Origin of the sequence: Micromonospora sp. RHAY321 (assembly GCF_023896955.1) — a bacterium.
GTDB lineage: Bacteria > Actinomycetota > Actinomycetes > Mycobacteriales > Micromonosporaceae > Micromonospora.
In genome coordinates this window covers 33,692-53,806 of the sequence record NZ_JAMHIW010000017.1, presented here as the reverse complement: position 1 = coordinate 53,806, position 20,115 = coordinate 33,692, and the positions used below count along the sequence as shown (strand labels likewise).

Sequence of the window (20,115 nt, the reverse complement as noted above, 5' to 3'; positions counted from 1 at the left end):
GGGTGGGTGCTGAGGGGGTTGGTTAGTTGCCCAGGAGGCGGGAGAAGGTTGCTGCTCGGCGGGACGGGCGGTTGGTGCGGGCTTCGGCTCCGTCGGCGGAGGCCATGACCCGGAGGCCCGCGTTCACCGCCAGCCAGCGCAGGGGTTCCGGCTCCCAGCGGGGTGAGCGGTGGTTCACCCAGGGCAGGGTGGTCAGCTCGGTGTGCTCGCCGCGGATCAGGTCGGCCAGGGTGCGACCGGCGAGGTTGCTGGACCCCACCCCGTCCCCGACGTAGCCGCCTGCCCAGGCCAGCCCGCTGGCCCGGTCAAAGCCGACCGAGGCCGCCCAGTCCCGGGCCACACCCAGCGGGCCGCCCCAGGTGTGCGTCACCGGCACGTCCGGGCCGAGCACCGGGAAGAGCTCCCCGAGTGTCCGCCGCAGCGCCGCGAAGACCCGCGGCTCCCGGTCGTGGTCGGGGGAGACGCGGGACCCGAAATGGTACGGAGCACCGCGCCCGCCGAACGCCAGCCGGCCGTCGACGGTCCGCTGCCCATAGATGATCACGTGTCGGTGGTCGGAGAACGTCTCCCGCTTGGCCAGCCCGATCCGTGCCCAGGTCTCCGCCGGCAGCGGCTCCGTGGCCACCATGAGCGAGTACACCGGTGCCACGGCGCGCCGCTGACCGGGCAGCGTGGGCGTGTACCCCTCGGTCGCCCGGACCACCACCGGCGCCCGTACCGTGCCGCTCGCGGTGACCGCCGCGCCGGCCCGGATCGAGGCGACCGGGGTGCGCTCGTGGATGGTCACTCCGAGACGTTCCACCGACCTGGCGAGACCACGGACCAGCTTCGCCGGGTGCACGGCCGCGCAGTGCGGGGTGTACGTCCCACCGCGTACCCCCTCGGCGGCGCAACGGGCGGCGGCCTCGCCGGCGTCGAGGAACGCCAGGTGCTCCGGGCCGAAGCCGAACGCGCGGGCCTCGTCCACGGCGGCCCGCGCCCGGGCGAGCTGCGGGCCGGTACGCGCCAGGGTGACGGTGCCGCCGTCGGCCCAGTCGCAGTCGATGCCCTCGGCTGCGACGACCCGGCCCACCTCCCGGACGGTGTCGTGCAGCGCCCGTTGCATGGCGACCGCCGAGTCCCGGCCGTGTCGGCGGGCCAACCCGGTCAGGGAGGTGGGGAAGAGCGCCGAGCACCAGCCGCCGTTGCGGCCGGACGCCCCGTACCCGGCGATCTCCCTCTCCAGAACGACGACCCGGAGCCCGGGCTCGGCCCGCGCCAGGTGGTACGCGGTCCACAGCCCGGTGTAGCCGGCACCCACGATCACCACGTCGGCGTCCGTGTCGCCGGGCAGCGCCGGTCGCGGTGTCAGCGGCTCGTCCAGTGTCGACAGCCAGTACGACAGCTCCCGGTAGTCCCCGGCGGCGTCACCGTTCAGAGTCGTGCCCATGCCTCGGTAAGCACCGTGCGCAGGATCTGCTCGATCTCGTCGAAGTGCTGCTGCTCGGCGATCAGCGGCGGGGCGAGCTGCACGACGGGGTCGCCCCGGTCGTCGGCCCGGCAGTAGAGCCCGGCCTGGAACAGGGCCGTGGAGAGGAAGCCCCGCAGCAGCCGCTCCGACTCGGCCTCGTCGAAGGTCTCCCGGGTCGTCTTGTCCTTGACCAGTTCGATGCCGTAGAAGTAGCCGTCGCCGCGAACGTCGCCGACGATCGGCAGGTCGTGGAGCTTCTCCAGGGTGGACCGGAAGGCGTCCTCGTTGGCCCGTACGTGCCCGACCAGGTCCTCGCGGGCGAAGACCTCGAGGTTGGCCAGGGCCACCGCGCAGGAGACCGGGTGGCCGCCGAAGGTCACCCCGTGGGCGAACATGCCGGTCTCGGTCAGGAACGGCTCCATCAGCCGGTCGCTGGCGATCATCGCGCCGAGCGGGGCGTAACCGGAGGTGATGCCCTTGGCGGTGGTGATGATGTCCGGCTGGTAGCCGTAGCGCACCGCGCCGAAGTATTCGCCGAGCCGCCCCCAGGAGCAGATGACCTCGTCGGAGACGAGCAACACGTCGTACGCGTCGCAGATCTCCCGGACCCGCTCGAAGTAGCCGGGCGGGGGTGGGAAGCAGCCGCCGGAGTTCTGCACCGGCTCCAGGAAGACGGCGGCGACGGTGTCCGGCCCCTCCCGCTCGATGGCCCGGCCGATCTCGTCGGCGGCCCAGCGGCCGAACGCCTCGGCGTCGTCGCCGTGCTCCGGCGCCCGGTAGAAGTTGGTGTTCGGCACCTTGATCGCACCGGGGACCAGCGGCTCGAAGTCGCTCTTGATGCCGGGCAGGCCGGTGATCGACAGCGCGCCCATCGAGGTGCCGTGGTAGGCGATGTACCGGCTGATCACCTTGTACTTGTTGGGCTGGCCGGTGCGCTTGAAGTAGGCCCGGGCCAGCTTCCACGCCGCCTCGACGGCCTCGGAGCCGCCGGTGGTGAAGAAGACCCGGTTGAGGTCGCCGGGGGTGAGCGTGGCGATCTTCTCGGCCAGCTCGACGGCCTTGGGGTGGGCGTACGACCAGAGCGGGAAGTACGCCAGCTCACCGGCCTGCTTCGCGGCCGCCTCGGCCAGCTCGGTGCGGCCGTGGCCGGCGTTGACGACGAAGAGCCCGGCGAGCCCGTCCAGGTAGCGACGGCCCTGCGCGTCCCACACGTACGCGCCTTCGCCGCGCACGATGGTCGGCACCTCGCCGGCGGAGTAGCTCGCCATCCGGGTGAAGTGCATCCAGAGGTGGTCGGTGGCGTTGGCCATGTCAGCCCCATCGGTAACGGGCCGGTCCAAGGGGTGACGCCGGCCGCTCTGCCCACGGTTATCGCACAGTCTCGGGCTCCGAAGCAAGTGGTATCGGTGGCCTGTTGGCCCGAGCGCAACGGAATCAGCGAGTGGCAGAGGTCTGCGCAACGGAATTCGCACCACGAGCGCGCGGCTCGGGGCTCTGGTTCGCGCGGACACCGGGCGTTGCGTGGGTTGAAGCAGAGCAAAGGCGGCGGCGGAGGTGACGGGTGCCGTGGTTTCGCATGCTGATCCACTCCCGGTCGGCGACCTGGGGGTGTTCCGGTGCGGTTGATGCCGCGACTTCGGCGATGTCGAGTGGATCAACCCGGGGCGGGTCGGGACGCCTTCGGGGCGTTCGTGGAGCGTCCTGGACGCGCGCCAACACGTCCCACCGCAACACGCCGGTAGACGGCGGACACGGCTACCCACCGTGGCTATCGTGCGACCTGCCCTGGTTTCGCCCCTGGGCCGAACTCGAACAGGACGCCACCGCCATCCGGTGGTACGAGCCGCTGCTCGTCCCGGGCCTTCTCCAGACCGAGGGGTACGCCCGTTCCGTGCTGAACACGGGCGGTTTGCTCGCGCCGTCCGACGTGGACCAAATCGTGGCCGGACGGCTGGAGCGACAGGCGGTCCTCGGCCACGACATGCCTCCGCAGCTCATCGTGGTGATCGACGGGGTGGTGCTGCGCCGGCCGGTCGGCGACCGCGCCGTGATGGCCGGGCAGTTGGCCCACCTGGCGGCCCTCGCCGAGTGGAGGCACGTGCAGGTGCGGGTGATCCCGGCCGAGAACCCGTGGCACACCGGTCTAGCGGGGCCCTTCGTGTTGGGTCGCCTGCCCGATGGGACGGAATTGGCGTATCTCGACAACCAACTCCGTGGTCAGGTCATATCCGATCCCATCGACATCGCTAACCTGGGACGCAGGTGGGAGAGCGTCGCAGGCGAGGCGCTGCCCCAGCGACGCTCGACCGAGCTGATCAGGGAAGTGGCCGAGACATGGACATGACCGACGCCCGCTGGCGCACCGCCACCCGTAGCAGCAACAACGGTGGTGCCTGCGTGGAGGTGGCCGACAACCTGCCGGATCGGGTGCTGGTGCGGGACAGCAAGGACCGCGACGGCGGGGTGCTCACCTTCGCCCCGACCTCCTGGAGTTATTTCGTCGAGCAGTTGCGGCAGCGGTGAGATGACCGACGCCCGCTGGCGCACCGCCACCCGCAGCAGCAACAACGGCGGCGACTGCGTCGAGGTGGCCGACAACCTGCCCGGTCTGGTGCTGGTGCGGGACAGCAAGGACCGCGACGGCGGCACTCTGACCTTCGTGCCGGCCGCCTGGGCGTCCTTCGTCGGCGCTTTCCGCCAAAACGCTCGTTGATTCACTCGCATTCATCGAAGTCGGGGCGTCGGGACCACGGGGACACCGCGACATCCTGGACGTCGAGTGGATCAAGCTGTGAGCCTCAGGCCGTACCCCAGGTGTAGGTCTGCTTGCGCAGCTTGAGGTAGACGAATGCCTCGGTGGAGAGCACCCCGGGCACGGCGCGCAGCCGTTGCAGGATCTCCAGCAGGTGGTCGTCGTTGCGGCAGACCACCTCCGTCAGCAGGTCGAACGACCCCGCGGTGATCACCACGTAGTCGACCTCCTCCAACTCGGCGAGCCGGTCGGCCACCGCCTCCAGGTCCCCGTCGGTGCGCAGGCCGATCATGGCCTGCCGGGGAAATCCGAGCTGGAGCGGATCGGTCACGGCGACGATCTGCATCACGCCCGAGTCGAGCAGCCGCTGCACCCGCTGGCGGACCGCCGCCTCGGAGAGCCCGACGGCCTTGCCGATGGTGGCGTACGGCCGGCGGCCGTCCTCCTGGAGCTGTTCGATGATCTGCTTGGCCACGTCGTCCAGCAGAGCGTGATTGGCACCTTCACGGACAGCGACGCGTCGGCCGCCGTTGCCGTTCTCGTGCTGCCGGTTCGTCATCGTGCGCTCCCCATGTCCCGAATCGTGATGTCGCGCGTGTGTCCCCGCGCAGTCTGGCGTATTTCGTCGTCCATCGCTATTCCCGCAACGGAATCCCTTGTAAGGGAGGTCACCTCATGTCAGGATCAGTCGTCCATGGCACTGACCTCCCCGCCGGCGCGCCACCCCCGTCCCGCCGCCGACGATGACCCCATAGGAGTCGTCATGCGTACTCCCCTCCGGCCCCTCACCCGGCGTGGACTGCTCACCGGCACCCTCGGTTCGGCCGCGTTGCTCGCCGCTGGCGGCAGCCTGGCCGGCTGTGGCACCAAGGGTGCCCAGCAGACCGAGGCCGGCTGCGTCAGCGAAGACCTTTCCGGCACCGAGAAGAAGCTTGCCTTCTCCAACTGGCCCCAGTACATGGACGTGGACGAGAAGGACGAGTCCAAGAGGCCCAGTCTGGACGCCTTCATCGCCAAGACCGGCATCCAGGTCACGTACACCGAGGACATCAACGACAACAACGAGTTCTTCGGCAAGGTGCAGAACCAGCTCGCGGCCTGCCAGAGCACCGACCGGGACATCATCGTGCTGACCGACTGGATGGCGGCCCGGATGATCCGGCTCGGCTGGATCCAGAAGCTCGACCCGGCGAAGATCCCGAATGTCCAGGCCAACCTGCTCCCGTCGCTGCTCAACCGCTCGTTCGACAGCGAGAACCGGATCTCCATCCCCTGGCAGTCCGGCCTTGCCGGGTTGGCGTACAACGGCAGCGTCACCAAGGAGCTGCGCACCGTCGACGAGCTGCTCACCCGCCCGGACCTCAAGGGCAAGGTGACGGCGCTGAGCGAGATGCGCGACACCATGGGCCTGCTGCTCGGGTCCAACGGGCACGACCCGGCCAACTTCACCGCCGCCCAGTTCGACGACGCGCTCAACAAGCTCAAGAAGGCCGTCGACTCGGGGCAGATCCGCAAGTTCACCGGCAACGACTACGCACCCGACCTGGCCAAGGGCGACATCGCCGCGTGCATCGGCTGGTCCGGGGACGTCATCCAGCTCTCGAGTGAGAACGAGAAGGTGCAGTTCGTCGCCCCCGACTCCGGCGTGATGCTGTTCAGCGACAACATGATGGTCCCCAACAAGGCCACCCACAAGGGCAACGCCGAAGCGCTGATCAACTACTACTACGAGCCGGCCGTCGCGGCGACGCTCGCCGCGTACGTCAACTACATCTGCCCGGTCAAGGGTGCCCAGGCCGAGATGGAGAAGATCGACCCCGAGCTGGCGGCCAACCCGCTGATCTTCCCCGACGACGCGCTCCTGTCGAAGTCCAAGGTGTTCATGGCCCTGGACGAGAAGCAGGAGAAGGAGTACGAGGGCAAGTTCCAGCAGGTCATCGGAGCGTGACGGGGATGGCCGAGACACCCGCCGGCGACCTGCGCCTGGCCAACCTCACCAAGCGGTTCGGCATCTTCACCGCGGTCGACGACCTCAGTCTGACCGTTCCGCAGGGCTCGTTCTTCGCCCTGCTCGGCGCGTCCGGCTGCGGCAAGACCACCACGCTGCGGATGATCGCCGGCCTGGAGGAACCGACCAGTGGCCAGGTGCTGCTCGGCGACCGGGACATCGCCCGGCTGCGGCCGTACAAGCGCCCGGTCAACACCGTCTTCCAGAGCTACGCGCTCTTCCCGCACCTGAACATCTTCGAGAACGTCGCCTTCGGCCTGCGTCGGCGTGGCATCCGCTCGGTCGACGACGAGGTCCTGCGGATGCTGTCGCTGGTGCAGCTCGACGGCTACGGCAACCGCCGGCCCGCCCAGCTCTCCGGCGGCCAGCAGCAACGGGTCGCGCTGGCCCGTGCGCTGATCAACCGGCCGCAGGTGCTGCTGCTCGACGAGCCGCTGGGCGCGCTCGATTTGAAGCTGCGCCGGCAGATGCAGATCGAGTTGAAGCGGATCCAGACCGAGGTGGGCATCACCTTCGTGCACGTCACGCACGACCAGGAGGAGGCCATGACCATGGCCGACACCGTCGCGGTGATGAACGCCGGCCGGATCGAGCAGCTCGGCGCTCCGGCCGACATCTACGAGTTCCCGGCCACCGCGTTCGTGGCGAACTTCCTCGGCCAGTCCAACCTGCTCGCCGGCGAGGCCGCCGGCACCGCCGGGGGCGAGGTCGCGGTGACGGCGCACGGCGGGCGCTTCTCGGTGCCCGCCGGCCGCGCCCGGGCCGACCGGGGCGCGGTCCACCTGGGGGTACGCCCCGAGAAGCTGCATCTGGTCGGCTCCGCCGACCAGGTGCCCGCCGGCCACCAGCACGTCACCGGGGTTGTCACCGACGCCTCCTACGTCGGAGTCAGCACGCAGTACCTGCTGCGCACCGGCTGGGGCACCGAACTGTCGGTCTTCGCGGCCAACAGCGGAGCGGTGGCGCAGGTGCCGGTGGGCAGCGAGGCGGTGGCGTACTGGGATCCGCGGCACGCGTTCCTGCTGCCCCGGGACGTCGCCGACAGCGATCGGACCTCGCCGGTGCTCGACGAGCCGGTGGGTGCGTCGTCGTGACCCTCCTGGCCCAGGTGCCCACCGGGTCGGGGCAGCCGCCGCCCGAGCCGCCGGCAGCCCGGTCCGGGCGGTACCGCCTGCTGCCGTACCTGCTGCTGCTGCCCGGCGCGGCCTGGCTGCTGGTCTTCTTCGGCGTGCCGCTGGTGCAGCTCGCCTCGGCCAGCCTGTACGACCCCAGCGGCTCGCTCTCCACCGGCTACGCGATGACGTGGGCGTTCGGCAACTACCCGGACGTGTTGCAGGCGTACTGGCCGCAGTTCCTGCGCTCGTTCGGCTATGCCGGGGTGGCCCTGGTGCTGGCGCTGCTGCTGGGCTACCCGCTGGCGTACGCGATCGCGCAGAAGGCCGGCCGGTGGAAGAACCTGCTGCTGGTCTGCGTGGTCGCGCCGATGTTCACCAGTTTCCTGGTGCGCACACTGGCCTGGAAGACCATCCTGTCGGACAACGGCGCGCTCGTCGGTCTGCTGCGTGACGTGCACCTGCTCGCCCCGGACGGTCGGCTGCTGGCCACCCCGTTCGCGGTGGTGCTGGGCCTGACGTACAACTTCCTGCCGTTCCTGGTGCTGCCGCTGTACGCGAGCCTGGAACGGCTGGACTACCGGCTGCTGGAGGCGGCCAGTGACCTGTACGCCAGCCCGGTTGAGGCGTTCCGTCGGGTGACCCTGCCGCTGTCCATGCCCGGCCTGATCGCCGGCACGCTGCTGTTCTTCATTCCGGCCAGCGGCGACTACATCAACGCCGAGCTGCTCGGCACGCCGAACGAGTACATGATCGGCAACGTCATCGACTCGGCGTTCCTGGTCCGGCTGGACTACCCGCAGGGCGCCGCGCTGTCGTTCCTGCTGATGGCGGCGATCCTCGCGGTGGTCTTCGGCTACCTGCGCAGGGCCGGCACGGAGGAGGTGCTGTGAGGGTTTCCCGCTGGCTGGCCGACCGCTGGGTGATGATCGTGGCGCTGCTGGTGCTCGGCTACCTGGCGCTGCCGATCCTGGTGGTGGCGGGGCTGTCGTTCAACCGCCCGTCGAGCCGGCTGTCGTACGACTTCAACGAGTTCACCCTGGACAACTGGCGCCAGCCGTGCGCCACCTCCGACATGTGCGACGCGGTCGTCCGGAGTGTGCAGATCGGTTTCATCGCCACCGTCGTCGCCACGGTGCTCGGCACCCTGATGGCGTTCGCGCTGGTCCGGCACCGTTTCCGTGGCCGGTCCGGCATCAACGTGCTGATCTTCCTGCCGATGGCCACTCCGGAGCTGGTGATGGGCACCTCGCTGCTGGCGCTCTTCGTCTCCGCCGGGGTGCCGCTGGGCTTCTGGACGATCGTCATCGCGCACGTGATGTTCTGCGTCTCGTTCGTGGTCGTCACCGTGAAGGCGCGGCTCGCCGGGATGGACCGGCGGTTGGAGGAGGCCGCCATGGACCTGTACGCCAGCGAGTGGCAGACGTTCCGGCGGATCACCCTGCCGCTGGTGCTGCCCGGGATCGTGGCCGCCGCGCTGCTCGCCTTCTCGCTGAGCTTCGACGACTTCATCATCACGAACTTCAACGCCGGCACCACCGTCACGTTCCCGATGTACGTCTGGGGCGCTGCCCAGCGGGGCATCCCACCGCAGGTCAACGTCATCGGCACCGCGATGTTCGCGATCGCGCTGCTGCTGGTCGGGCTCAGCTCGTTGCGCGGCCGGCGGGCCCGACGCGCCAACCTGCTGGCCGGCCCGGTGCAGAGCAGCCCGGCGCGTCGGCCGTCATGACCCTTCCGCATACCGGCCGGGCGCTGGCCGACGCGGCGCCCGTGCCGTACTGGCTCGACCGTCCGGACCGCCCCGACCCGTTGCCGCCACTCGCCGGCCCGCAGCACGCCGACCTGCTGGTGATCGGCGGCGGGTACGGCGGGCTCTGGGCCGCCCTGCTGGCCAAGCAGGCCGACCCCGAGCGGGACGTGCTGCTCGTCGACGCGGGCACCTGTGGCTGGGCGGCGTCGGGGCGCAACGGTGGGTTCTGCGCCGCCTCGCTCACCCACGGCCTGGCCAACGGCGTCGACCGCTTCCCCGGCGAGGTCGCTGAGCTGGAACGCCTCGGCCGGGAGAACCTGGACGCCATCACCGCCACGGTCGCCGCATTCGGCATCGACTGCGACTTCGAACGCACCGGCGAACTCGCCGTCGCCGTCGAGCCGTACCAGCTGGCCGGGCTCGCGGCCGACGCGGAACTGGCCCGCCGGTACGGCCACCACGTGCGGCTGCTCGACCGCGACGAGGTGCGGGGCGAGGTCAACTCACCGACGTACCTGGGCGGAATGTTCGACGCCGACCGGGTGGCCATGCTGGACCCGGCGAAGCTCGCGTGGGGGCTGCGCCGCGCCTGCCTCGACCTCGGCGTACGGATGCACGAGCACACCCGGGTCACCGGGCTGCGCGCCGACGGCGCCGCGTTGCTCGCGCGGACGGCCGGCGGGCCGGACGCCGCCCCCGGGTCGGTGCGGGCGCCACGGGTGGTGCTGGCGACCAACGCCTTCCCGCCACTGCTGCGCCGACTGAGGGCGTACGTGGTGCCGGTCTACGACCACGTGCTGATGACCGAACCGCTCACCCCGGAGCAACGGGACGCGATCGGCTGGCGCAACCGGCAGGGGCTGGCCGACACCGGCAACCAGTTCCACTACTACCGGATCACCGCCGACGGGCGGATCCTCTTCGGCGGCTACGACGCGGTCTACCACTACGGCAACCGGGTCGCGCCCGAGCTGGAGCAGAACGCGGCCACCTTCGCCACCCTCGCCGCCCACTTCTTCACCACCTTCCCGCAGCTCGCCGACGTGCGTTTCAGCCACCGCTGGGGTGGCGTCATCGACACCTGCACCCGGTTCTGCCCGTTCTTCGGCACCGCGTACGGCGGCCGACTGGCGTACGCCGCCGGCTACACCGGCCTCGGCGTGGGGGCCACCCGCTTCTCCGCCCGGGTGCTGCTCGACCTGCTGGCCGGCGGGGACACCCCGCTGACCCGGCTCGACCTGGTCCGCAGCAAGCCACTGCCGTTCCCGCCGGAACCCGTCCGCGCGATCGGCATCAATCTCACCCGCTGGTCTCTGGCCCGCGCCGACGCGCGCGAGGGCCGGCGCGACCTCTGGCTCCGTACTCTCGATCGTCTCGGTTTGGGGTTTGATTCCTGATGCGTGTCCTGCTCGTCGGCGCCGGTGGCGTCGGCTCCGCCGCCGTAGCCATCGCCGCCCGACGGTCCTTCTTCGACACCATGGTGGTCGCTGACCACGACCTGGGCCGCGCCGAGCGGGCGGTCGCCGGGCGGGGTGACCGCTTCGTCACCGCCCGGGTGGACGCCTCCTCGGCCGACGCGGTCGCCGCGCTGTGCCGGGAGCACCGGATCACCCACGTGCTCAACGCCGTCGACCCGCGCTTCGTCATGCCGATCTTCGACGGCGCGTTCGAGGCCGGTGCCGACTACCTCGACATGGCGATGTCGCTGTCGCACCCGCACCCGTCCCGCCCGTACGCCGAGACCGGCGTGCTGCTCGGTGACGAACAGTTCGCCCGCTCCGACGCGTGGTCCGGGTCGGGACGGCTGGCGCTGTGCGGCATGGGCGTCGAGCCGGGCCTGTCCGACGTGTTCGCCCGTTACGCCGCCGACGAGCTGTTCAGCGAGATCGACGAGATCGGCGTGCGGGACGGCGCGAACCTCACCGTCGACGGCTACGACTTCGCGCCGTCGTTCTCCATCTGGACCACGATCGAGGAGTGCCTCAACCCGCCGGTGGTCTGGGAGAGGGACCGGGGCTGGTACACCACCGAGCCGTTCAGTGAGCCGGAGGTCTTCCACTTCCCGGAGGGGATCGGGCCGGTCGAGTGCGTCAACGTCGAGCACGAGGAGGTGCTGCTCATCCCGCGCTGGGTCAAGGCCCGCCGTGTCACCTTCAAGTACGGCCTCGGCGACGAGTTCATCGACGTGCTCCGGACGCTGCACAAGCTCGGCCTGGACGCTGTCTCGCCGGTCCGGGTGCGCGGCGTGGAGGTGTCCCCTCGCGACGTGGTCGCGGCCTGCCTGCCCGACCCGGCCACCCTCGGCGACCGGATGCGCGGCAAGACCTGCGCCGGCACCTGGGTGCGTGGACTGGGCCTCGACGGGCAGCCCCGGGAGGTGTACCTGTACCACGTGGTCGACAACGAGTGGTCCATGCGGGAGTACGGCCACCAGGCGGTGGTCTGGCAGACGGCGGTGAACCCGGTGGTGGCGCTGGAACTGCTGGCCAGCGGCGCCTGGTCCGGCGTCGGGGTGCTCGGCCCGGAGGCACTACCTCCGGTGCCGTTCCTCGACCTGCTGGCCGCCTACGGTTCGCCGTGGGGGATGGAGGAGCGATGAGCCGATACGGAGCCATGTACGGGCCGGACGTCACCTTCCTCGGTGTGGACCGGTGCGCCCTCGACGACCCGGCGTCGTACACCGACGCGGACGTCGTGATCATCGGGGCGCCCTTCGACGGCGGCACCTCCCACCGGCCCGGCACCCGGTTCGGGCCGTCGGCGATCCGCCAGGCGTGCTACCTGGCCCACGACGGCTCCCGCCCGTCGCTCGCGCTGCGCGTCGACGCGCTCCGCGACCTGCGGGTGTACGACGCCGGCGACGTCGAGATGTTCTCCGGCGACATCGAACACTCCCTGGCCGCCCTGGAGGCCGCGGTGTACGCCGCGTCGTCCGCGGGCGCCATACCGGTGGTGCTCGGCGGCGACCACTCCATCGCGCTGCCGGACGCGACCGGCGTGGCCCGGCAGCACGGGCACGGCCGGGTGTCGCTGGTGCACTTCGACGCGCACGCCGACACCGGCGAGATCGAGTTCGGCTCGCTGCACGGGCACGGCCAGCCGATGCGCCGGCTCATCGAGTCCGGCGCGGTACGCGGCGACCGGTTCCTCCAGATCGGGTTGCGTGGCTACTGGCCGGGCCCGGACATCCTGTCGTGGATGGCCGAGCAGCGGATGCGGTCCTACGAGATGACCGAGCTGGTCGCCCGAGGGCTCGACACGTGCCTCACCGAGGCGTTCGCCATCGCGGTCGATGAGTGCGAGGGGGTGTTCCTCTCCGTCGACGTGGACGTGGTCGACCCCGGAATGGCACCCGGCACCGGCACTCCGGAGCCAGGCGGCCTGACCTCGCGGCAACTGCTCGACGCGGTCCGTCGAGTCTGCTACGAGTTGCCCGTGGTGGGGGTGGACGTCGTCGAGGTCGCCCCGCCGTACGACCACGCCGACATCACCGCGTACCTGGGGAACCGGGTGGTCCTGGAGGCGCTCTCGGCCATCGCCCGTCGCCGCCGCGATGCCGCGGGCGGTCCACCATGGAACCCTCACCAGCCACTCCTGGACGCCCGCTGACCGAGGTGTTGACGGCAACCCGACACGTCGGCGGAGATGCCTGGCAACTCCCGGCACACCTCCCCCAGGATCAGGTGTCACGCCGGTATTGCGGCTTTGATCCGTACCTGGGGCCAAGCGATCGGTCCTGCCCGACCGGACCGAGGGGTCGCCGAAGCTGTCGACTCGGCGCTGGTCCGGCACGGTCGGTCGCGAGATGCCTGCCCACCGATCATCTCGCCCGGAGCGAATGGCGCAGGTGACAGGCGCGACGGTGGATATTGCACGCCGTGTTTACGACGACACTCATCGCCGTGACGATGCAACCACCGCCCGGTCCCGGGCGCCCGCCTTCGTACGGTCCGAAGCCCCAGCCGCCCGCGGCCCCGAACTGGTTCCGTCGGGCCAGCCCGGGCCGTCGCGCCGCCGTGATCCTCGGTTCCGTCGCCCTGTCCTTCCTGCTGCTCTGCTGCGCCGGTAGCGCCATCGTCGGCGCGATGGTGGGCGAGCCGGAGCCGACCCGGACCGGCACGGCGGCCGAGCAGGCGCAGCAACCCATCCTGGCGGCACCCGCCGAGCCGACGGAGGAAGCCGTGTCGCCAGTCGCCGCACCCTCGGTGGCGTCGACCACCTCAGCCCCCGCGTCTCCGACCCCGTCCAGTGCCGCGCCCTCGCCGGTCGTACGGGTGACGACCGTGACGGAGCGGGCCGTCGTCCGACACGGTGTACGCGCCGTCAAGGACTCGTCGCTGGCCGAGGGCAAGCGAGTGGTCCGGACAAGTGGCGTGGACGGCGTGAAGACGCTGACCTACCAGGTGACCACCACCAACGGGGTGCAGACGAGCAAGACCCTGGTCAAGTCCGTGGTGACGAAACAGCCGGTCACCGAGGTCGTCGCGGTCGGCACCAAGAAACCGCAGGCGAAGTGCGACCCGAACTACAGCCCCTGCGTACCGGTCGCCAGCGACGTCGACTGCGCCGGCGGCAGCGGCAACGGCCCGGCCTACGTCAGCGGGGTCGTCAAGGTCACCGGCGACGACATCTACGACCTGGACCGCGACAACGACGGCTACGGCTGCGACTGATCCTGCGCCGTGCCGCGCCCCGCTCGCTCGCACCGTCGATCTTGCAGTTTGTGCCTCGGCATTCGGGGCATTTCGGTCAATATGGCGGCAGTAAGTGCAAGATCGCGGGGTGGGGGAGGGGGTTAGCAGATACGGGCGGGTCGTGGGGGTTGTTCACAGGGGGGAGGTTGTCCACAGGGGGGTTGTTTGGAGGTTCTGGGGTGCGGCGGGAGTCTTCAGACTTGCGGGATGGCTACCCGGATGTGGCGCACGGATGCGCTGATGCGTGCCCTGACGGTGCGGCGGATTCGTACCCGACTCGCTCACGAGGAATTGGTGCGGGTGTGCCGTGGTGTTTATGCCGACCAGCCGTGTGGTGACGGGGACGAGCTACTAGCCCTGCTGCTTCGCCTGCCCGGTGAGGCCATGCTGACCAGGCAGAGCGCTGCGCGTCGGCACGGCTTCGGCGTGCTACGTGAGGACGTGATCCACATCCAGTTGCCCGCCTCGATACCGAAGCCCCGGCTTCCCGGGGTGGTCGTACACCACTCGATCCTTCCCGTACTCCCGGTCTTCGTCGGTGGCGTTCCCTGCGTCCCGGCTGCCCGCTGTGCGGTGGATCTGGCCCGCACCGTCCGGCGGATGGATGCGCTGCCGGTGCTCGACGCGGCGCTGCGGACGCGTTCGGTGACGCAGGAGGCCCTCCTGGAGGAGGTGTCGATCCACCGCGCGCTACGCGGCGTCCGGCAGGTACGCGAGCTTGTGCCGTTGGCCGACGGGCGCGCGGAGTGCCGGCAGGAAAGCCAGCTCCGACTGGTGCTGATAGACGGACGGCTGCCGGCGCCGGAACCACAAATATGGGTGTACGACCGCCACGGTATCCCTCTCTATCGGCTCGACCTGGGCTATCGCGAGCGCCGGGTCGGCATCGAGTACGACGGATCGTCCCACTTGGACCGTGACCGCCTTCGGCGCGACCGGGAACGCGTCAACTGGCTCGACGCGAATGGCTGGCGCATGCGCTACTTCACCGACCGTGACCTCTACCAGCGCCCCACCTACATCACGACCACCGTCCGTGCCGCCCTTGCCTAACCCCTACCCCACCCCGTTGATCATGCACTTGCTGCCCCGACGATTACCGCAACTCAGACATATGAGCGACACGAAGTGCAAGATCGACGGTGTGGGGGGCGGGGGCGGCCCCGCGGTCGACCTCAGGCGGCGAGGTGGGAGCGGATGAGGAAGCGGACGCCGTCGGGTGCCTCCAGGGAGAAGCCGCTGCCCCTGCCGGGGACCACGTCGACGGTCAGGCGGGTGTGCTTCCACAGCTCCCACTGGGACTTCGACATCCAGAACCCGACCGGCTCCGGCACCCCGTCGACCGTCAGCGAGGCGAGCAGCACGTCGGACGAGCCGGTGCGGAACTCGCCCGCCGGATAGCACATCGGGGCGCTGCCGTCGCAGCAGCCGCCGGACTGGTGGAACATCAGCGGCCCGTGCCGCCCCCGCAGCGACCGGATCAGCTCGGCCGCGGCGGGGGTGACGGAGACGACGGTCATCAGAAGAAGCCGAGCTTCTGGGTGGAGTAGCTGACGAGCAGGTTCTTGGTCTGCTGGTAGTGCTCCAGCATCATCTTGTGGTTCTCCCGGCCGATGCCGGACTGCTTGTACCCGCCGAAGGCGGCGTGCGCCGGGTACGCGTGGTAGCAGTTGGTCCACACCCGTCCGGCCTGGATGGCGCGCCCGGCCCGGTACGCGGTGTTCATGTCCCGGGTCCACACGCCCGCGCCCAGCCCGTACAGCGTGTCGTTGGCGGTCTTCACGGCGTCGTCGAGGTCGGCGAAGGACGTCACCGAGACCACCGGCCCGAAGATCTCCTCCTGGAAGACCCGCATCGAGTTGTCGCCCTCGAAGATGGTCGGCTCGACGTAGTACCCACCGGACAGCTCGCCGCCCAGGTCGGCCCGCGATCCTCCGGTGAGCACGCGGGCGCCCTCCTGCCGGCCGATGTCCAGATAGGACAGGATCTTCTCCAGTTGGTCGTTGGAGGCCTGCGCCCCGATCATCGTGTCGCTGTCCAGCGGGTGCCCCTGCACGATCTGCTCGGTGCGGGAGACCGCTGCGGCGAGGAAGTCGCTGTAGTGGCCCTGCTGGATCAGCGCCCGCGACGGGCAGGTGCAGACCTCGCCCTGGTTGAGGGCGAACATGGTGAAGCCTTCGAGGGCCTTGTCGAAGAAGTCGTCCCGGGACGCGCTGACGTCGTCGAAGAAGATGTTCGGGCTCTTGCCGCCCAGCTCCAGGGTGACCGGTTTGATGTTCTCGCTGGCGTACTGCATGATCAGCCGCCCGGTGGTGGTCTCGCCGGTGAACGCCACCTTGGCGACCCGCGCCGAGGACGCCAGCGGCTTGCCGGCCTCCACGCCGAAACCGTTGACGATGTTGAGCACGCCCGGCGGCAGCAGGTCCGCCACCAGCGACAGCCAGTAGTGGATGGACGCCGGGGTCTGCTCGGCCGGCTTGAGCACCACGGCGTTGCCGGCGGCGAGCGCGGGCGCCAGTTTCCAGGTGGCCATCAGGATCGGGAAGTTCCACGGGATGATCTGCCCGACCACGCCGAGCGGCTCGTGGAAGTGGTACGCCACGGTGTCGTCGTCGAGCTCGCCGAGCGAGCCCTCCTGGGCGCGGATCGCCCCGGCGAAGTAGCGGAAGTGGTCGATGGCGAGCGGGATGTCGGCGGCCAGCGTCTCGCGGATCGGCTTGCCGTTCTCCCAGGTCTCGGCGATCGCCAACGATTCCAGGTTCTCCTGCATCCGGTCGGCGATCCGGTTGAGGATCAGCGCGCGTTCGGCCACCGAGGTGCGCCCCCACGCGTCGGCTGCGCCGTGCGCGGCGTCCAGGGCCTTCTCCACGTCCGGTGCGGTGCCCCGGGCCACCTCCGTGAAGGTCTGCCCGGTGACCGGGGTGGGGTTCTCGAAGTAGTCGCCGCCGTGCGGCTTGACGTACTCGCCGCCGATGAAGTGGTCGTACCGCGACTGCCAGTGGGTGGGCGCGTCGTAGCGCGTCATGGTTACCTCCGCCGTCGTTGTGCGGGTGTCGGCGGCGACGGTAGTTTCAGCGACGTTGCAGCGACGTTGCGCGCGGCAGGTCGTACTCCCCGGCGAGCTGGTCTATCCGGGCGAGGGCGAGTGGCCGGCGCGGCGCGCCCACCGGCAACGCCCGCGCCAGGGCCTGCCACGCGGTCAGGTCGTCGGCGCCGGCGGGCGTCGCGGTCCAGGCCGCGAGCAGCGCCGGGTCCGCGGCGGCCAGCACGGCCGCGCGGAGCTGCCCGTCGATCAGCCGGCGCAGTCGCGTCACTCCCGGCGCGTCCGAGCCGGGCAGCAACGGCCCGGGGTACGCGTCGAGCGCTCCCGCCGGATCGCCCTGGTCGAGCCGTTCGGCGACGGTGGTGAAGTCGGCCCGGACGGTGCCGCGCAGCCGGTACGGGCGCGAGTCGAGCAGGTCGGGGCCGAGCACCCGGCGCAGCCGGGACAACTCGGCGCGCAGGGTCACCGGGTGCAGTCGGTCGTCGCCGTACAGGTCGAGGCCGAGCTGTTCGCCGGTACGCCCCTCCGGGTGGTGCAGCAGCAACACCAGCAGCTCGCTGTGCCGTCGGCCGAGCCGGATGAGCTTTCCGTCGACCCGCAGCTCCACCTCGTCGCGGCCGAGCGCCGTCACGGTGGCGACGCCCGGTTCCACCGGTCGGTCGGCGGCGAGCTGCGCCTCGGCGGCCCGGGCGGTGGCCCGGACGAGCGCCAGGCTGTGCGGGTTGGCGAGGTGGTCGCCGCCGGTGATGTCGACCGCGCCGAGCAGCCGACCGGTGACCGGGTCGTGGATCGGTGCGGCGGCGCACGTCCAGCGCTGCACCGGCCGGCTGAAGTGTTCGGTGGCGAAGATCTGCACGCTGTGGTCGACGGCCAGGGCGGTGCCCGGGGCGTTCGTGCCGGCGTGTGTCTCGTCCCAGCGGGCGCCGGGCACGAAGTTCATCCGCTCGGCGTGCCGCAGCACCCCCGGATGTCCCTCCACCCAGAGCAGCCGCCCGTACGCGTCGCAGACCGCCATCAGGTGCGCGCCGTCCTGGGCGATGCCACCGAGCAGGTCCCGGAAGAGCGGCAGGACCCGGGCCAGCGGGTGCGCGGCCCGGTACGCCGCCAGCGCGTCGTCGGTGAGGTCGACCGGCGGGGTGGCCTCCGGGTCGAGCCGGGCGGACCGTTCCCACGAGCGGCGCACCACCTCCCGCACCCGGTGCGGCGCGGAGCCGGCGGTGAGGAACGCCTCGTGGGCGGCACCGACCTGCGCGATCCGCTCCGCCGGATCGACGCCGAACTCCAGGGCGAGCCACGGGTCAGCCATCGGGCGACCTCCTCGGCCCCCATCGTGACGCAGCTCACCCTCGATCGCCAACCTCCGGGTCGCCCCGGGGACGGATGGCGCAGAGAGCATGGCGCGGGGACGAAGCCGGCGGGGCCTGGCTTGCAGCGGTTTGTCCGGCCGGAGGCGCCGTGGAGGATGGCTCCGGCGGGTGCTTACAGAACCCTTAACCCCGGCCTGCGACGGTATGCCGGACAAGCGGATTCACGGGGAGCGGACACGTGCGGGTGCTGGTGGCGGACGACGAGCGGTTGTTGGCGGACACCGTGGCCGAGGGGCTGCGACGTCTCTCGATGGCCGTCGACGTCTGCTACGACGGCGACGGCGCGCTGGAGCGGATCGGCGTGAACCGGTACGACGTCGCCGTCCTGGACCGGGACATGCCCGGGCACACCGGTGACGAGGTGTGCCGCAGCATCGCCGGCTCCCGGGTGGGCACGCGCGTGTTGTTGCTCACCGCGGCCGCCGGCATCCGGGACCGGGTGGCGGGTCTGGACCTCGGCGCGGACGACTACCTGACCAAGCCGTTCGCGTTCGCCGAGCTGGTGGCCCGGGTGCAGGCCCTCGGCCGGCGGTCCACCCCGGCGGTCCCGCCCGTGCTGAAGCAGGCCGGTGTGGTGCTGGACGTGGCCCGTCACGTGGCGACCCGGGAAGGCCGACCGCTGGCGCTGAGCCCGAAGGAGTTCGCCGTCCTGCACGTGCTGCTGCGCGCCAGCGGCCAGGTGGTCAGCGCCGAGGACCTGCTGGAGCAGGCATGGGACGAGTTCGCCGACCCGTTCACCAACGCCGTACGGGTCACCGTGATGACCCTGCGCAAGAAGCTCGGCGACCCGGCGGTCATTCACACCGTGCCCAAGGCCGGCTACCGGCTCGGTGACGCGGCGTGAGCTGGACGCCCCGACGCCGGGTGCTGCTGCTCGGCCTGCTGGCGCTGCTGGTCGGGCCGCTCCTGCCGACGGTCGGCGCGTGGTTGAGCGGGCTGATCTGGGACCGTGGCCAGCAGCTCTGCGACCTGCCCGTGCCCGGCCTGCTGGACGCCTGCGGGTCGGTACGCCAGAGCGCGTTCGTGCTCCCCGTGGCGGCCGTGCTGATCGTGACCGTGGCAGCCCTGGTGGCGCTCTGGTTCGGCGCGGCGTGGTGCCTGCGCCCGCTCCGCTACTTGGCGGAGCCGATCCGCCACGTCGGCCCCCAGAATCTCGGCCACCGGATCCGACCGCAGGGCCGCGACGAGCTGGCCCGACTGGCCCGGGCGATCGACGAGATGATGGAACGTGTCTCCGCCGGCTACGAGGGGCAGCGGCGGTTCGCCGCGAACGCCTCGCACGAGCTGCGTACCCCGCTGGCGGTGCAGCGGACACTCATCGAGGTCGGGATGTCGCGGTCGCTCACCGCCGAGCAGTTGGAGCTGCTGACCAGCCAGCTCCTGGAGACCAACGAACGCAACGAGCGGCTGATCGAGGGCCTGCTCGCGCTCAGCGACTGCGACCAGGGCCTGCGCTCGCGTACCCCCCAGCGGCTCGACGACATCGTCGGCTCGGTGCTCACCGGCTACCAGGACCGAGCCCGGGAGTCTGCCGTGACCATCGACACCCACCTCGCGCCCCGGGTCGTCGTCGGTGAGCGGGTGCTGCTGGAACGCCTGGTCACCAACCTGGTGGAGAACGGGATCAAGTACAACCGGCCCGGAGGCTCGCTGACCATCACGGTCGGCGGCACGCCCGCGCTGTCCGTGGTCAACACCGGTCAGCCCGTGCCGGCCGAGGCGGTGGCCGGCCTTTTCGAGCCGTTCCGCCGCCTCGCCCAGGACCGCACCTCCCACGGCGGCGGGGCCGGCCTCGGCCTGGCCATCGCCCGCTCGATCACCCAGGCGCACGACGGCATCATCGCGGCCCGACCCGCCGAGCATGGCGGCCTGCGGGTCGACGTCGAACTGCCCGCCCCGCCCTAGCACCCGGAACCCACGAGCCCGGGCTCCGCCT

At 70.8% G+C, this 20,115-nt stretch carries 20 protein-coding genes; 14 read left to right on the top strand and 6 right to left on the bottom strand.

Features of this window, described 5'->3' with window-relative positions; translation table 11 throughout:
- Positions 1–22 precede the first annotated feature (22 nt).
- Both M8C17_RS26480 and M8C17_RS26475 read right to left on the bottom strand, forming a co-directional pair.
- A complete protein-coding gene (locus M8C17_RS26480; RefSeq protein ID WP_252419274.1) occupies positions 23–1,429 on the bottom strand; it encodes an FAD-binding oxidoreductase in 1,407 nt (468 codons plus the stop codon).
- Positions 1,414–2,760, bottom strand: coding sequence for an aspartate aminotransferase family protein (locus tag M8C17_RS26475; protein ID WP_252419273.1), 1,347 nt, complete (start codon positions 2,758–2,760; stop codon positions 1,414–1,416). The genes M8C17_RS26480 and M8C17_RS26475 overlap by 16 nt, the downstream gene beginning before the upstream one ends.
- A gap of 266 nt (positions 2,761–3,026) precedes the next feature.
- Here M8C17_RS26475 and M8C17_RS26470 point away from each other — a divergent pair, with 266 nt between their 5' ends.
- From M8C17_RS26470 to M8C17_RS26460, 3 genes are read left to right on the top strand one after another with little or no spacing between them, the layout of a single operon-like run.
- Positions 3,027–3,794, top strand: coding sequence for a DUF5753 domain-containing protein (locus tag M8C17_RS26470; RefSeq protein WP_308209592.1), 768 nt, complete (start codon positions 3,027–3,029; stop codon positions 3,792–3,794).
- Positions 3,785–3,973 carry a DUF397 domain-containing protein gene (locus M8C17_RS26465; RefSeq protein ID WP_252419272.1) on the top strand — a complete coding sequence of 63 codons (189 nt, stop codon included), beginning with the start codon at positions 3,785–3,787 and terminating at the stop codon, positions 3,971–3,973. The genes M8C17_RS26470 and M8C17_RS26465 overlap by 10 nt, the downstream gene beginning before the upstream one ends.
- A gap of 1 nt (position 3,974) precedes the next feature.
- Positions 3,975–4,163, top strand: a complete 189-nt coding sequence (locus M8C17_RS26460) for a DUF397 domain-containing protein (RefSeq protein WP_252419271.1) — start codon at positions 3,975–3,977, stop codon at positions 4,161–4,163.
- An 85-nt stretch (positions 4,164–4,248) separates the two neighbouring features.
- Here M8C17_RS26460 and M8C17_RS26455 read toward each other — a convergent pair whose 3' ends face one another.
- Positions 4,249–4,761, bottom strand: coding sequence for an Lrp/AsnC family transcriptional regulator (locus tag M8C17_RS26455; protein WP_252419270.1), 513 nt, complete (start codon positions 4,759–4,761; stop codon positions 4,249–4,251).
- A gap of 204 nt (positions 4,762–4,965) precedes the next feature.
- Between M8C17_RS26455 and M8C17_RS26450 the strand changes: the two genes are divergently transcribed.
- From M8C17_RS26450 to M8C17_RS26410, 9 genes are all read left to right on the top strand, one after another.
- Positions 4,966–6,150, top strand: coding sequence for a spermidine/putrescine ABC transporter substrate-binding protein (locus tag M8C17_RS26450; protein ID WP_252419269.1), 1,185 nt, complete (start codon positions 4,966–4,968; stop codon positions 6,148–6,150).
- Positions 6,151–6,155: 5 nt separating this feature from the next.
- Positions 6,156–7,304, top strand: a complete 1,149-nt coding sequence (locus tag M8C17_RS26445) for an ABC transporter ATP-binding protein (RefSeq protein WP_252419268.1) — start codon at positions 6,156–6,158, stop codon at positions 7,302–7,304.
- Positions 7,301–8,215: an ABC transporter permease gene (locus M8C17_RS26440; RefSeq protein WP_252419267.1), complete on the top strand. Its 915-nt coding sequence runs from the start codon at positions 7,301–7,303 to the stop codon at positions 8,213–8,215. The genes M8C17_RS26445 and M8C17_RS26440 overlap by 4 nt, the downstream gene beginning before the upstream one ends.
- The gene (locus tag M8C17_RS26435; RefSeq protein WP_252419266.1) at positions 8,212–9,054 is read left to right on the top strand and encodes an ABC transporter permease; all 843 of its coding nucleotides are present in this window, start codon (positions 8,212–8,214) and stop codon (positions 9,052–9,054) included. The genes M8C17_RS26440 and M8C17_RS26435 overlap by 4 nt, the downstream gene beginning before the upstream one ends.
- Complete coding sequence (locus tag M8C17_RS26430) at positions 9,051–10,472, top strand: FAD-binding oxidoreductase (protein WP_252419265.1); 1,422 nt, start codon at positions 9,051–9,053, stop codon at positions 10,470–10,472. Before M8C17_RS26435 ends, M8C17_RS26430 begins: the two co-directional genes overlap by 4 nt.
- The gene (locus M8C17_RS26425; protein ID WP_252419264.1) at positions 10,472–11,674 is read left to right on the top strand and encodes a saccharopine dehydrogenase family protein; all 1,203 of its coding nucleotides are present in this window, start codon (positions 10,472–10,474) and stop codon (positions 11,672–11,674) included. The genes M8C17_RS26430 and M8C17_RS26425 overlap by 1 nt, the downstream gene beginning before the upstream one ends.
- Positions 11,671–12,684, top strand: coding sequence for an agmatinase (gene speB / locus M8C17_RS26420; RefSeq protein ID WP_252419263.1), 1,014 nt, complete (start codon positions 11,671–11,673; stop codon positions 12,682–12,684). The genes M8C17_RS26425 and speB overlap by 4 nt, the downstream gene beginning before the upstream one ends.
- Positions 12,685–13,091: 407 nt before the next feature.
- Positions 13,092–13,748 (top strand): G5 domain-containing protein, encoded by a 657-nt coding sequence (locus tag M8C17_RS26415; protein ID WP_252419262.1) that lies wholly within the window; start codon positions 13,092–13,094, stop codon positions 13,746–13,748.
- Positions 13,749–13,976: 228 nt separating this feature from the next.
- Entirely contained in the window at positions 13,977–14,822 is an 846-nt protein-coding gene (locus M8C17_RS26410; RefSeq protein ID WP_252419261.1) for a DUF559 domain-containing protein, read from the top strand.
- A gap of 122 nt (positions 14,823–14,944) precedes the next feature.
- On the opposite strand, the gene M8C17_RS26405 is transcribed toward M8C17_RS26410, so the two are convergent.
- From M8C17_RS26405 to M8C17_RS26395, 3 genes are read right to left on the bottom strand one after another with little or no spacing between them, the layout of a single operon-like run.
- Complete coding sequence (locus tag M8C17_RS26405; RefSeq protein ID WP_374559232.1) at positions 14,945–15,289, bottom strand: DUF779 domain-containing protein; 345 nt, start codon at positions 15,287–15,289, stop codon at positions 14,945–14,947.
- On the bottom strand, positions 15,289–16,794 hold the full coding sequence (adh, locus tag M8C17_RS26400) for an aldehyde dehydrogenase (RefSeq protein WP_252419260.1): 1,506 nt from the start codon (positions 16,792–16,794) through the stop codon (positions 15,289–15,291). Before adh ends, M8C17_RS26405 begins: the two co-directional genes overlap by 1 nt.
- 46 nt (positions 16,795–16,840) lie before the next feature.
- Entirely contained in the window at positions 16,841–18,118 is a 1,278-nt protein-coding gene (locus M8C17_RS26395) for a helix-turn-helix domain-containing protein (RefSeq protein ID WP_252419259.1), read from the bottom strand.
- A gap of 239 nt (positions 18,119–18,357) precedes the next feature.
- Here M8C17_RS26395 and M8C17_RS26390 point away from each other — a divergent pair, with 239 nt between their 5' ends.
- Positions 18,358–19,023: a response regulator transcription factor gene (locus tag M8C17_RS26390; protein WP_252419258.1), complete on the top strand. Its 666-nt coding sequence runs from the start codon at positions 18,358–18,360 to the stop codon at positions 19,021–19,023.
- Complete coding sequence (locus M8C17_RS26385; RefSeq protein ID WP_252419257.1) at positions 19,020–20,084, top strand: HAMP domain-containing sensor histidine kinase; 1,065 nt, start codon at positions 19,020–19,022, stop codon at positions 20,082–20,084. Before M8C17_RS26390 ends, M8C17_RS26385 begins: the two co-directional genes overlap by 4 nt.
- The last annotated feature ends 31 nt before the right edge of the window (positions 20,085–20,115 follow it).

What these genes read in the sequence shown, in the direction of transcription:
- M8C17_RS26445 (WP_252419268.1), top strand. Translation starts at nt 6,156, where the DNA reads ATGGCCGAGACACCCGCCGGCGACCTGCGCCTGGCCAACCTCACCAAG.
- M8C17_RS26480 (WP_252419274.1), bottom strand. Translation starts at nt 1,429, where the DNA reads ATGGGCACGACTCTGAACGGTGACGCCGCCGGGGACTACCGGGAGCTG.
- M8C17_RS26460 (WP_252419271.1), top strand. Translation starts at nt 3,975, where the DNA reads ATGACCGACGCCCGCTGGCGCACCGCCACCCGCAGCAGCAACAACGGC.
- M8C17_RS26405 (WP_374559232.1), bottom strand. Translation starts at nt 15,289, where the DNA reads ATGACCGTCGTCTCCGTCACCCCCGCCGCGGCCGAGCTGATCCGGTCG.
- adh (WP_252419260.1), bottom strand. Translation starts at nt 16,794, where the DNA reads ATGACGCGCTACGACGCGCCCACCCACTGGCAGTCGCGGTACGACCAC.
- M8C17_RS26410 (WP_252419261.1), top strand. Translation starts at nt 13,977, where the DNA reads ATGGCTACCCGGATGTGGCGCACGGATGCGCTGATGCGTGCCCTGACG.
- M8C17_RS26470 (WP_308209592.1), top strand. Translation starts at nt 3,027, where the DNA reads ATGCTGATCCACTCCCGGTCGGCGACCTGGGGGTGTTCCGGTGCGGTT.
- M8C17_RS26465 (WP_252419272.1), top strand. Translation starts at nt 3,785, where the DNA reads ATGGACATGACCGACGCCCGCTGGCGCACCGCCACCCGTAGCAGCAAC.
- M8C17_RS26395 (WP_252419259.1), bottom strand. Translation starts at nt 18,118, where the DNA reads ATGGCTGACCCGTGGCTCGCCCTGGAGTTCGGCGTCGATCCGGCGGAG.
- M8C17_RS26450 (WP_252419269.1), top strand. Translation starts at nt 4,966, where the DNA reads ATGCGTACTCCCCTCCGGCCCCTCACCCGGCGTGGACTGCTCACCGGC.
- M8C17_RS26455 (WP_252419270.1), bottom strand. Translation starts at nt 4,761, where the DNA reads ATGACGAACCGGCAGCACGAGAACGGCAACGGCGGCCGACGCGTCGCT.
- M8C17_RS26425 (WP_252419264.1), top strand. Translation starts at nt 10,472, where the DNA reads ATGCGTGTCCTGCTCGTCGGCGCCGGTGGCGTCGGCTCCGCCGCCGTA.
- M8C17_RS26430 (WP_252419265.1), top strand. Translation starts at nt 9,051, where the DNA reads ATGACCCTTCCGCATACCGGCCGGGCGCTGGCCGACGCGGCGCCCGTG.
- M8C17_RS26475 (WP_252419273.1), bottom strand. Translation starts at nt 2,760, where the DNA reads ATGGCCAACGCCACCGACCACCTCTGGATGCACTTCACCCGGATGGCG.
- speB (WP_252419263.1), top strand. Translation starts at nt 11,671, where the DNA reads ATGAGCCGATACGGAGCCATGTACGGGCCGGACGTCACCTTCCTCGGT.